Origin of the sequence: Pseudomonas sp. NPDC089395, from assembly GCF_044749525.1 — a bacterium.
Classification (GTDB): Bacteria; Pseudomonadota; Gammaproteobacteria; order Pseudomonadales; family Pseudomonadaceae; genus Aquipseudomonas.
This window is the reverse complement of record NZ_JBIVID010000002.1, coordinates 396,119-408,135: the sequence shown is the minus strand read 5'-3', so window position 1 is coordinate 408,135 and position 12,017 is coordinate 396,119. Positions and strand designations below refer to the sequence as shown.

Annotated in this window: 9 protein-coding genes and 1 pseudogene; 4 read left to right on the top strand and 6 right to left on the bottom strand. The window is 64.2% G+C overall.

What is annotated here, in order from left to right; genetic code table 11:
* Positions 1-2 precede the first annotated feature (2 nt).
* The gene (gene asnB / locus ACIPZG_RS06870; protein WP_400711447.1) at positions 3-1,838 is read left to right on the top strand and encodes an asparagine synthase (glutamine-hydrolyzing); all 1,836 of its coding nucleotides are present in this window, start codon (positions 3-5) and stop codon (positions 1,836-1,838) included.
* On the opposite strand, the gene ACIPZG_RS06865 is transcribed toward asnB, so the two are convergent.
* Positions 1,827-2,798, bottom strand: a complete 972-nt coding sequence (locus tag ACIPZG_RS06865; RefSeq protein WP_400711444.1) for a LysR family transcriptional regulator — start codon at positions 2,796-2,798, stop codon at positions 1,827-1,829. The genes asnB and ACIPZG_RS06865 overlap by 12 nt on opposite strands.
* 191 nt (positions 2,799-2,989) lie before the next feature.
* Between ACIPZG_RS06865 and ACIPZG_RS06860 the strand changes: the two are divergent.
* Positions 2,990-3,595, top strand: a pseudogene (locus ACIPZG_RS06860) (SDR family NAD(P)-dependent oxidoreductase); the annotation flags it as partial.
* Positions 3,596-3,604: 9 nt separating this feature from the next.
* Entirely contained in the window at positions 3,605-4,714 is a 1,110-nt protein-coding gene (locus ACIPZG_RS06855; protein WP_400712201.1) for an SMP-30/gluconolactonase/LRE family protein, read from the top strand.
* On the opposite strand, the gene ACIPZG_RS06850 is transcribed toward ACIPZG_RS06855, so the two are convergent.
* From ACIPZG_RS06850 to ACIPZG_RS06830, 5 genes are all read right to left on the bottom strand, one after another.
* On the bottom strand, positions 4,704-5,684 hold the full coding sequence (locus tag ACIPZG_RS06850; protein WP_400711441.1) for a site-specific integrase: 981 nt from the start codon (positions 5,682-5,684) through the stop codon (positions 4,704-4,706). The two genes, ACIPZG_RS06855 and ACIPZG_RS06850, sit on opposite strands and share 11 nt — an antisense overlap.
* A gap of 60 nt (positions 5,685-5,744) precedes the next feature.
* A complete protein-coding gene (locus tag ACIPZG_RS06845) occupies positions 5,745-8,072 on the bottom strand; it encodes a putative bifunctional diguanylate cyclase/phosphodiesterase (protein ID WP_400711438.1) in 2,328 nt (775 codons plus the stop codon).
* 123 nt (positions 8,073-8,195) lie between these two features.
* Complete coding sequence (locus ACIPZG_RS06840; protein WP_400711435.1) at positions 8,196-8,660, bottom strand: hemerythrin domain-containing protein; 465 nt, start codon at positions 8,658-8,660, stop codon at positions 8,196-8,198.
* 502 nt (positions 8,661-9,162) lie between these two features.
* Positions 9,163-9,540 (bottom strand): Rho termination factor N-terminal domain-containing protein, encoded by a 378-nt coding sequence (locus ACIPZG_RS06835; protein ID WP_400711432.1) that lies wholly within the window; start codon positions 9,538-9,540, stop codon positions 9,163-9,165.
* 29 nt (positions 9,541-9,569) lie between these two features.
* A complete protein-coding gene (locus ACIPZG_RS06830; RefSeq protein WP_400711429.1) occupies positions 9,570-10,487 on the bottom strand; it encodes a DUF72 domain-containing protein in 918 nt (305 codons plus the stop codon).
* Positions 10,488-10,656: 169 nt separating this feature from the next.
* On the opposite strand from ACIPZG_RS06830, the gene ACIPZG_RS06825 reads away from it, so the two are divergent.
* A complete protein-coding gene (locus ACIPZG_RS06825) occupies positions 10,657-12,000 on the top strand; it encodes a cation:proton antiporter (protein ID WP_400711426.1) in 1,344 nt (447 codons plus the stop codon).
* The last annotated feature ends 17 nt before the right edge of the window (positions 12,001-12,017 follow it).

Genomic DNA, 12,017 nt, shown 5'->3' with positions numbered 1-12,017 from the left:
GCATGTGTGGAATCACAGGCTGGGTGGACTACACCCGCGATCTGACCCAGGCCGGCCAGGCCATTGGCGCCATGACCGACACCCTGGCCCTGCGCGGGCCGGACGCCAGTGGCAGCTGGCAGCACCGCAATGCCCTGCTGGGCCACCGGCGGCTGGCGATCATCGACCTCAGCGGCGGCGTGCAGCCGATGACCTACCGCTGTTCCAGCGGCGAGGAAATCGCCCTGGTCTATACCGGCGAGGTCTACAACCACCACGAACTGCGTGAGCGCCTGGGCAAGGCAGGCCATCAGTTCCACACCCGCAGCGACACCGAAGTGGTGCTGCACGCCTACCTGGAGTGGGGCGAGCACTGCTGCGAGCACCTGACCGGGATGTTTGCCTTCGCCGTGTTCGACGGGCGCGACGGCCACTTCCTGCTGGTACGTGACCGCCTGGGCGTCAAGCCGCTGTACTACGCCCGGCACCAGCAGGGGCTGCTGTTCGGCTCGGAAATCAAGGCGATCCTGGCCCACCCGGAATTCACTCGTGCGCTGGATGTGGTCGGCCTGGTGGATGCCCTGAGCCTGTCGCGCGGCACCGTGCGCTCGGCACTGCGTGGGGTCGACGAACTGCCGCCGGGGCATCGGCTGTCCTGGCGCCCCAATGGCCAGCCGAAGCTCAGCCGCTACTGGCAACTGCAGCGGCGTGAGCATCAGGACGACCTGGCGACGACCGTGCAGCGCACCCGCGAACTGCTGAGCAAGGCCTTGGGCGAGCAGTTGTACGCGGATGTGCCGGTGTGTTCGTTGCTCTCTGGCGGGCTGGACTCCACCGCCCTGACCGCCCTAGCGCAGCAGCGCCTGGGCGCGGCGCAGGGCGGCAAGGTCAATTCGTTCTCGGTGGACTTCGTGGGCCAAGCGGAGCAGTTCCAGAGCGATGCGTTTCGCCCCGAGCGCGACCAGCCCTATGCGTTGGCGGCTGCCGAGTACATTGGCAGCCAGCACCAGACCATCCTCATCGATAACCGCGAACTGGTGGACGATGCCGCGCGCCGGGCGGTTTACCGGGCCAACGACTCGGCGGCCACGTTCGGCGACGTCGACACCTCGCTGTACCTGCTGTTCAAGGCCATCCGCGCGCATTCCACGGTGGCCATTTCCGGCGAGGCGGCGGACGAAGTGTTCGGCGGCTACGCCTGGTTCCGCGACCCCGAGGCACTGGCGGCGCCGCGCTTCCCTTGGCTGTCGCGCATGCAGCTGCTGCAGCCAGCGTTGATCAACCCGGACTTCAACCGCCTGTGCGACTTCGCCCAGTATCAGGACACCTGCTACCACCAGGCGCTGGACAGCGTCGAGCACCTGCCAGGCGACAGCGCGCAGGAGCGGCGCATGCGCGCGATCGGCCATATGCACGTGCAGCGCTGGCTGCCGATCCTGCTCGACCGCAAGGACCGCCTGAGCATGGCCGCCAGCCTCGAAGTGCGAGTGCCGTTCACCGACCATGAACTGGTGGAGTACGTGTACAACGTGCCCTGGGCGATCAAGGGAAAGGAGGGGGAGGAAAAGTGGCTGCTCAAGCAGGCCTGTGCCGACATCGTGCCGCCGGCGGTGCTGCAGCGGCGCAAGAGCCCGTACCCGACCTCGGCCAACCTGGCCTACGAGCGGTTCTTGCGTGCACGGGTGCGGCAATTGCTGGGGGAGGCGGGCAGCCCGGCGTTCCAGGTCATAGACCGGGCGCGCCTGGCGGCCGAACTGCGCCAGCCCGAGGGGTACTTCAACTCGCAGTTGCGGCGCAACAACCTGGAGACGGCGCTGGCACTGGATACCTGGCTGCGCGAGTACCGGCTAGCGGTGTAGTTCGGGCAGCGCGCTGCCATCCAGAATCACCGGGTTCTGGATGGTGTCGGTGAAGCGCCGTGGCGCCCCCAGGTCAAGCATGGAGATGAAGCTGCCCAGGGCAGGGGAGGCGTTCTGGATGTTCCAGTTCATGTACAGGCCCATGGTCGGCGTGGGTTGGTCCTTGATCGGCCGGATCGGGCGGAACTGCACGCGGTCGCGCAACGTGGAGTAGGCAATCGATTCCGGCACCAGGGCAACGCCAAAGCCACAGGCCACCAGACCGATCAGGGTGTGGATCTGCGCCGCCTCCTGGACAATCTTGGGGTAGAAACCGGCCGATTCGCACAGGGCGATCAACTGGCTGTGGTAACCGCTGCCCAGCGCCTGCGGGGTGAACACGAAGTCCTCCTCGGCGAAGTCGCGCAGGTCGACCAGCGCATGCTGCGCCTTGGCGTGGTTGGCGGGCAGGGCCATGACGATCTGCTCGTTGAGCAGCAGGCGCGATTCGATGGTCTCGGGGGGCATCGGCAGCTTGCGCATGAAACCGATGTCCGCCTCGCCGGCCATCAGGGCCTTGGCCTGTGAGGCCGAGGGCATCTCGCGGATGGTCAACCGCACGTTCGGGTAGATTTCGCGGAATCGCTTCAGGGTGGTGAGCAACGACTCGTAATAGGCAATGGAGATGGCGGTGATGGTCAGCTTGCCGCAGATGCCTTCGGAAACGTTGCGCGCGTATTCGATGCCCTGTTCCAGCTCCTTGAGCGTGCGGTAGGCGGTTTCCAGGAACGCCGTGCCGGCCGCGGTGAGCTTGACCCCACGCTTGTTGCGCAGGAACAGGCTGAAGCCCAGCTTCTCTTCGAGTCGGTTGATCGCCTGGCTCAGGGGCGGTTGCGCCATGTGCAGGCGAATGGCTGCTTTGTGAAAGTGCAGTTCCTCGGCCACGGCAATGAACTGCCTGAGCAAACGTGTCTCGATCATTCTACGTTCCTTCATCGAGTCGAGCGGGGGCCTGTCTAGCGTTCTCCAGCGCCCAGCCGTGCAAGACGGCCATGATATAGGGGCGGGGGTGCTGGGTGATATCCGTGAGATATCAAAGTTGCATGCTTTTAATATTAAGTCATTGATTTTTTTATTGTTATCGTAAAAAGGAGAATTCGAAGAGCTTTAGAATGCCCAGCACAGACCCCTTCATGAACAAAGTGGCCATCGTCACCGGTGCTGCCCAAGGCCTTGGCCTGGACTATGCGGCGGCGCTGGCCGCGCGCGGCGCCCGTGTGGTCATCAGTGACCTGGGGACCGACCGGTCTGGCGAGGGGCAGGACCCTTCGGCGGTCAGCGTCGCCTTGCAAGCCCTGAAGGACAAGGGTTTCGATGTGGTCGCCCATGTCGGCCAGCTGGAAAACGAAGACGAATGCCGGCAACTGGTGGAAATGGCCATCGCCCAGTTCGGCGCGTTGGACATCCTCATTCACAACGCCGGCTGGGTCGACTACCAGGGCATCGAGACCCAGGAGCAAGCCTTTCTCGATCGTGCCCTGGGCATCAGCGTGCATGCCCCGGTGTGGCTGGCCAAGCATGCCTGGAAGCACCTGAAGCATTCCGCAGCCCCGCGCATTGTGCTCACGACCTCGGACCGCGCCATGTACCAGCGCTACTCGCAGCCTGGGCTGGTAGCCTATTCGGCGGGCAAGATGGCCCAGGTCGGCATCATGAACGCCCTGAGCATGGAGGGCCTGGCGCACGGCATCCTGGTCAACGCCATCTCGCCGGTGGCCAAGACCCGCATGTGGGGCGTGACGCTGCCGCCGGAAGAGCTCAAGCCCGAGTGGGTCACGCCGGGCGTGCTCTACCTGGCCAGCGCATTGTGCCGCGACACCGGTTACATCCTGCGCGCCAGCAACGGCCAGTTCACTGCCACGCGCTTCAGCGAGAACAGCGGCGTCAGCTACCCGCGTGACCTGGCGCGGGTCGAGGCCTCGAGCCTGGCTGAAGTGGCCGAGCGCTGGAGCAGCATCAAGGAATGCCATTACCTGCCGTTCAAGGTCGCCAACACCCGCACCGACCTGGGCGAAAGCCCGGTCTGGGATCCCCGTAGCGGTGCCTTGTACTTCGTCGACCTCACCGGCGGGCGCATCCATCAGATGCTGCCCGATGGCGAGGTGACGGTGCTGTACGAATCGGCCGCGCGGATCGGTGCGCTGGCATTGACCGACCAGGGCAACCTGATCTTCACCGAAGACGCCAGCGTGGCGATCCTCGACGTTGCGCGGGGCAAGGTGCGGCAGTACTCCGCATCGGTGCACCACCGCTCCAGCTACCGCTTCAACGATGGTGCGTGCGATCCGCAGGGGCGATTCGTCACGGGCTTGATGGATGAAGGGCCAAGCGGCAAGACCGGCGCGTTGTTCCGTTTCGATGGCGAGCTGCACGACGAAGTGATCCACGATGACCTGGCGTTACCCAATGGTCTGGCCTGGTCGCAGGACGGGCAAACGCTGTTCTTCGTCGATTCGGTCAGCCGCTCGATCTATCGCGCGGAGTACCTGGAGGAAGGCCGCCTGGAGCATGTCACGCTGTTCGCCGAGACGCCGGCAGAACTGGGACGCCCCGATGGCATCGCGCTGGACCGCGAAGGCGGGCTGTGGGTTTGCCAGTTCAATGGCAGTTGCCTGTTGCGTTATGACCGTCACGGGCACCTGACCGACCAGGTGGTGATGCCCGTGCCTCGCCCGACCAGTTGCTGCTTTGGTGGCGCGGCCATGGATACGCTGTACATCACCACCGCGCGTTTCGGTATGTCGCCTGCGGAACTGCGCCATTACCCCGATGCCGGCGACCTCTATGCGATTCGCCCGGAAGTGGGCGGCCTCGCGCGCTTCGCGTTCAAGGAATGAGGCTTTGGCCCTGGCTGGGCGGCAGCACGGCCAACTCACCGAAACGTTGCGCCGAGTCGATGTAGCGCAGCGCCGACTTGGCGTCTTTCCAGCCAACGTAACTCATCAATGATTTCAACTCCCAGCCGTTGGCCGAGGCCCAGGTGGCAAAGCCGCGGCGCAGGGAGTGGCCCGTGTACAGCGCAGCAGGCACCCCAGCCCGCTCTAGCATGCGCCGCAGCAGGCCGACCAGGCTGTTGCTGTTGAGTGCTGCCTCGCCAAGGTTGCCCCAACGGTCGAGCTTGCGGAACACCGGGCCGTGGGCAATCCCGGCCACCTCGATCCACTGCAGGTAGGCCGTGACCGGGCACAACGCCTTGAGCGCCGGCGTGCGGTGCTGCACGCCCAGCGCTTCGCGGTCACCCTTGCTGCGTGGCAGGAACAGGGTGATGCCGACACCGGCTTCGGCCTGGATATGCTCGATGCGCAAGCGCGCCAGTTCGTCACCGCGAAAGCCTCGCCAGAAGCCCAACAGCAGCAGCGCCGTATCGCGGCGGGCGCGGCGCAGGGTGGGCAGATCGTGGCGCTCACGGGCCTGACGGGCTTCTTCTTCGAAACACGCGACGGCAGTCTGCAAGTGTTGCAACAGCAGGGGGGCGGCCTGCCTGGGCGGGGTCGGGTGCAGGGTGCGGATGCCGCGCAGTACCTGGCGCACCAGCGGCGCTTTGGTCGGGTCGGGAAAGCCCTGGCTGATGTGCCATTGGCTGAGCGCTGCGAGGCGTTGGCGCAGGGTGCTGACCGTGTGCTGTTGGGCGTGGTCGGCCAGGTAGCGGGCAATGCTCTCGGCGGTGGCCGGCAGAAAGCCACCCCAATGCGCCTCGAAATGCTCGATGGCGGCCTGGTAGCTGCGCCGGGTGTTGTCGCGGGTCGCGGCGCGGACGTAGCGCTCGATGTCGGTCATGGTCGGTGGGATGGTGATGGTGGCTGACACGATAAAGGTTATTCGCTTGTCTGTCCTGGCCCTATCGCCGGCTCGCCGGCGATAGGGCCCTCACACCATGCATGACTTTTCCTCGATACCATTGAAAGGCGGGTACTCACGCAACTGCACGGGCGACAACGGCCGGCTGAAGTGGTAGCCCTGGGCAATGTCGCAGCCGGCCAGCTTCAGGCACACCACCTGCTCGCGGGTCTCGACCCCTTCGGCCACGACCTCCAGGCCCAGGCGCTTGGCCAGGATGATGGTCGAAGAGACGATCGGGCTGTCGTCGTAGCTGTTGGAAAGGGGGGCGATCAGTGCACGGTCGATCTTCAGCTTGCTCAGGGGCAGCGACTGCAGGTGGGCGAAACCGGCGTAGCCTCGGCCAAAGTCGTCCAGGCTGATACCCAGGCCGGCCGCGCGCAGGCGCTGCAGGTGTTCGACGGCGGTACCCTCCGGATCGAGGATGGTGGTTTCGGTGATCTCCAGCTCCAACCGCTGCGCGGCGATGCCATGGCGCTGCAGCTTGGCCAGCAAGCGGCTACTGAAATCGCCTTGGCGCAGTTGCAGTGCCGACACATTCACCGCCAGGCGGCTCTCACGGCCCTGGGCGTTCCAACGGGCCAGCTCTTCGCAGGCCAGGCGCAATACTTCCCAACCCAGCTCGATGATGAACCCGCTGCGCTCGGCCAGGTCGATGAAACGGTCCGGGTACAGTAGCCCGAATTCGGGATGGTCCCAGCGCACCAACGCTTCGTAGCCCAGCACGCGCTGGGTGTCGAGGCGTATCTGCGGTTGGTAGTGGAGCACGAACTGGCGCCCGGCCAGCGCGCTGCCAAAGGCTTGTTCCAGGGTGAAGGCCTGGATATCGGTAACGTTCAACGAAGGGTCGAAAAAGCGGTACTGGGCGCGGCCTGCCTGCTTGGCGGAATACATGGCGGCATCGGCGAAACGGATCAGGCTATCGATTTCCTGGCCGTCCCGGGGGCAGATGCTGACACCGACGCTGGGGCTGGTGTTGACCTCCTGGCCATCAAGGGCATAAGTGGCCGACAGCTTCTGCACCAGGTTGCGCACCCAGGTGTTGATCTGTTCTTCGCTGCGCTCGCCGGCCAGCAGCACGACGAATTCGTCGCCGCCAAAGCGCGAGGCTTCGTCACCCGGCTCCAGCAGGCGCTGGATGCGCCCGGCCACGGCTTGCAACAGCAGATCGCCGACCTTGTGCCCCAGTGAGTCGTTGATCGACTTGAAGCGGTCCATGTCGATGAACAGAATCGCCATCAACTGGCGCTTGCCGCGTTGCCGGGTCAGGGCCTGGCCTGCGACCTCGACGAACTGGCGGCGGTTGTGCAGGCCGCTGAGGTGGTCGGTGGCGGCGGCCTGGCTGCTGCGCCGATGTTCGTCTTCCAGGCGCCCGATCAACTGCTGGTTGATCTGCTGCGCATGCTCCAGGGCGCTGAAGGCTTCCTGGCGCTTGCGCAGCAGGCGCAGGGTCCAGGCCAGGCTGGCGAGAATCATCAGGGTCATGCTCAGGTTCAGCCAGTACTGGCGCGTGTAGGCCAGCGCGGACGGCGCAAGGATCTCGTCGTGACGCTGGCTGACGACCACGCTGTAACCGCGCTCGGCGACACGCCGGTAGACGCTTTGGTAAGGGTTGCCTGCAGCATACTGGGTGAAAAGCCCGGATGCGCTGTCGGAGCCCTGCAGGCCTGGTTCGAAGCTGTCGTCCGCCACCACCACGCCATGGCTGTCGATGCGCAGGCGTTCCTCGCCGTTGTCCTGCAGCAGGCGCATCAGCCCGCTATCGCCCAAGTCGATGTGCTGGAACAGTACGGCCAGGTAACCGATGTCCAACTGCACCACGAGAATATGATCGATCTCGCGGCCTTGCAGGTCGGTCAAGGGCAGCAGGAAGGGTAGGCGCCAGTTCGGCAGCGCGCCAGGGTTGCTGTCGGGCGTGATGCGGGGCAGGAAGGGTTTGAAACCGTAGCGGGCGACGTGCAGGCGCAATTGCTGGAGCCAGTCTGCCGGCAGTTCCGTGGTTTCGTCGCCATGGCTTGCCGAGCGTAGCCGACCCTGCCGATCATACAGGCTCATGCGCTTGAACACCGGGTCCTCGGCGAGCAGACGGGCCAGGCTGTGGTTGTCCTGGCGCAGCCCCTTCAGCTCATCCTGGGTCACGCGACCCACCGCCTGGGCCCGATCGACCAACTGGCCCAGGCTCTCGGCGACAAGGCTGGCCAGGTTCAGGTGCGCGGCGGCCTTGGCCGACAAGGCATCCTGGCGCGAGGCGGCCTTCTGGGAGAAGTGCAGCCCCCAGAGAAACGTCAAGGTGGCGGCGCAGAGCATCAGGATCAACAGGCGCAGAAGGCCTGTAGACGAGAGCGAACGGCGTATCACGGCTGGTATTCCCGACCCTGGGTAGTGGGCGAAAAATACGACAGGCAGATGACAGGTGAATGACGGGGTGGCAATGTGCCTTTAATGGTGAGCCGCGCGCCGCAGAGGGCGCGCAGGTAACCGTCAAGCAGCGTGCGGCGTCCCTTTGAACATTCTCCTCTGTGCTTGCATGGCTTGGCCCAGCTGCTCCAGCACATCCTTGCCCAGCAACTTCTTCGCCGTCGGGAACAGCTCGCTTTCTTCCTCTTCGATGTGGTGTTCGAGCAGCTCTTTCATGACCTTCACCCGACCCGCAAAGGCCACGGTGCCGGTTTCGGTGTGCAGCAGGTCGGGCAGTACCCGCGAATCGACGGTGCGATGTTCTTCCTTGGCCTCGTAGTACATCTTCGCTTCTTCCTTGCCCCCGGCCTGTTTGATGGCCGGGTAGAGAATGTCTTCCTCCAGCGCGGTATGGATCTGCAGTTCGTGCTCGATGCGCTGCAGCAGTTCGGCACGTTTCTTCACGGCCCGCTCGGTGGTGGTGGACAGTTCCTCAAGCAGTTTCTTGACCCGCTTGTGGTCCTGCATCAGCAGCTCGATGGCATTCATGGTGGCACCTCATCGTGGGTAACAAGATCGCGGCTTACCTGCCATGGAGTGGGCCGCAAGCGGCAGGGTTCAATGCTGACGATGGCCGGTGTTGGCGGTAAGACCTGCTGCCACGAGGCCTGTCCTCTCAGGTCCGGATGCGGCTTTGAAAGCGCTGGTTTTCCCTGTGCGAGCAACTGTCTTGCTCAATTTCTAAAAGTTGTCGCGATTGCTGTGGGAGCGGGCTTGTCCCGCGAACACCGGCGGAGCCGGTGCCATACTCTGCGCTGCCTGTTTCGCGGGACAAGCCCGCTCCCACATGGATTGCGTTCCGGCCCTTCGCCGGCAAGCCGGCACCCACAGCATTCGCGCTAAGTCACTGCGCTTTCAATGCTGACCAGCTCAAGTACCGTGCCGTCCACCAGGTTCAGCTTGAGGTCGGCGATATCCCCGGCGATCCGATCGGCGACGGCCGGGGCGGCACCAGCCGTTGCACCAGGCAGGTATTCACCTCGAAAAATGCCTACGCTGCCTTGCGCAATGCCTCGATCAGTTCACCCTTGCGCATGGTCGAGCGACCGGCAATTCCTTGTTGGCGCGCCCGATCCATCAGCGCTTGCTTGGTCATCTCTTCCAGCTGCTGTCCGGGCCGGGGCACGCCGTGTTTGGTGGCCACGGCCCGGCGCGCCGACGATTCGCGCGCCTTGGCCTTGGCCGCCGGGCTTTTCTTCTGCCCCGAGCCGCCCTTGCGTTCGCCGCCGCCCGATTGCTTGTTGACGGTCGCCCAGGCCCGCGCCTCGGCTTCGTCCTTGGACACACCCTTGGCCTCGTAGCCTTCCTCGATGTGTTCGGCCTTGCGTTTCTGCTTGTCGGTGTACTTGTCTTTGTCTCCACGGGGCATGGTGATTCTCCTTTTGCGTCAGAGTGTGTTTACAGCTGCACGTGCGGCTCGACGCCAGGTTCAGTGACCAGCTCGCCGTCCAGGCCGAGCTTGCCCAGCAGGCGACGTGCGTCGTAAGGGGCGTGCACCTTCTGGTCGTTGTCGAAATAGCAGTACACGTCACGCGCGGTGCGCTTGGTCGGGGCGCGGGGCACCACCAGCTCGGCATCCTCAGGCTGGCCGCCCTGGGCCCACGCCTGGATGCGCATTCGCCAACGGCGCAGCGCCCTGGCGGTGTAGCCGCTGCTATAGAGCTCGACATCGCCATGCAGGCGCATGTAGATGAAATCGGCGGTCACATCCTCGACGTAGGGCCACTTGCCGGCACTGTCGGCGACCACCAGCGCCACCTTGTGCTTGCGCAACAAGCCAATGAAGCTGTCGCAGAGGAAACTCGGATGGCGGATTTCCACGGCATGGCGCAGACGCGCATTGCCGCCAATGGCGGTGCCTGCATTGCCTTGCAGGCGTTCGTCTGCCTGTTTGGCGCAGGCCCGGGCGGCCTTGCGGTCTTTGGGCAGCTTGTCGAGGAAGTCACTGAAGCGCTGGGCGTCGAATTTCAGTGTCGGGGGAAACTGCCAAAGGAAGGGCCCAAGCTTGTCGCCCAGCAACAGCGGGCCTGAGGCAAAGAAGTTGGCCAGTGCTTCATCGATTTCCTTGAGCCTGCGCACATGGGTGATATAGCGCGGCGCCTTGACCGAAAACACGAAGTCGTCTGGCGTCTGGTCGCGCCACTGGCAGTAGCGTTCGGGGGTCTGCAGCGCGTAGAACGAGCCATTGATCTCGATGCTGTTGACCGCTCGCGAGGCGAACGCCAGCTCGTCATCCTGGCGCAATCCCGCGGGGTAGAAGTCCTTGCGCCATGGGCCATAGCGCCAACCGGAAATACCAATACGAATGTCGCTCACGGGGGCATCCTTCATTCGTCCACTCATCACTGACGACCGGGGCCACGTCGGCCGGGTTCAGCAAGGTTGACGAATGGGCAACCGAGTGAACCGCAGCGTACGGAACGACCGGAACGGGGAAACAGTCGAAAAAGGACTCGATGCACCACTCTGAAAGGCAGCCGCGCAGATGACCTTCATCGTCTGGTTCGCCATGCTGGGCGCCGTCTTGTTGTTGCTGGCGCTCTCATCCTCCTTCTTGCGCTGGATGCCGGTGACGTCGTCGGTCGTCTGCCTGGGCCTGGGTATGGGCCTTGGCCCTTCCGGGCTGGGCTTGCTGCAGCTCGATGTCGCCAAGTCGAGTGGCTGGATGGAGCACCTCACCGAAGTCGCGGTGCTGTTCTCACTCTTTTTCAGCGGCTTGAAACTGCGCTTGCCGCTGCGCAATCGCAGATGGTGGCTGGCGTTCTGTCTGGCTGGGCCTGTGATGTTGATCTGCATCGGGGGCGTGAGCCTGGTACTGCACTACGGTCTGAACCTGGGGTGGGGCCTGGCGGTGCTGATCGGTGCGATTCTTGCGCCTACCGACCCTGTCCTTGCGACCCTGGTGCAGGTGGTCGATGCGCGGGACGAAGACCCTGTTCGTTTCAGCCTGTCGGGGGAGGCGGGCTTGAACGATGGGATCGCCTTTCCCTTCGTCATCCTGGGCTTGCTGCTGCTACACGATACTGGGCAGGCGTGGCTGAGCGACTGGTTGATCAAAGACGTGCTCTGGGCGGTGCTCGCCGGGCTGCTCTGTGGCTACTGGATGGGGCGCGGGCTGGGGAGGTTGACGCTCTACCTTCGGCTGCGCCACGACGACAGCACCGTCTCGCCAAACGACTATCTTGCCTTGGCGCTGATTGCCATGGCCTACGTGATTGCCGAGTCCCTCCAGGGCTATGGGTTTCTGGCCGTGTTCGCTGCCGGGCTGGGATTGCGCCAGGCTGAAGTGCAGACGTCCACCAGCCCGAACGAACCTGCCGCCGAACACTTGGTGCAGCCCGTGGTAGGGCACCAGCACGTCGCGCCAGAGCTTGCGGTGAAAGGGGACGTGAAGCATCTGGACGACTCGCAGATTGCCGCCGGGATCATGTTGGGCGACATGCTGGCCTTTGGCAGCCTGGTGGAGCGAGCGTTGGAGGTTTTTCTGATCACCCTGCTCGGCGTGATACTGCTGGAGCATTGGGATTGGCGTGCGTTGAGCGTCGCCGGGGCGCTGTTTTTCGTGATCCGTCCTTTGAGCATTGCACTTATACCGTCACGGGGGATGTTGAATTCACTGCAGCGGGGGCTGATGGGGTGGTTCGGTATTCGCGGCATCGGCAGCTTCTACTACCTGTTCTACGCGCTGAACCATGGCTTGCTGCCCGCTTTCGCGGTGGAGACTACCCAACTGGTGCTGTCGGTCGTGGCGCTGAGTATCTTGCTGCACGGCCTCAGCGTGCAGCCGCTGCTTGCCCGATACGAAGCGTGGAAGCGCCGTGCTTCCTGAGCTCGGACAGCCCAAGG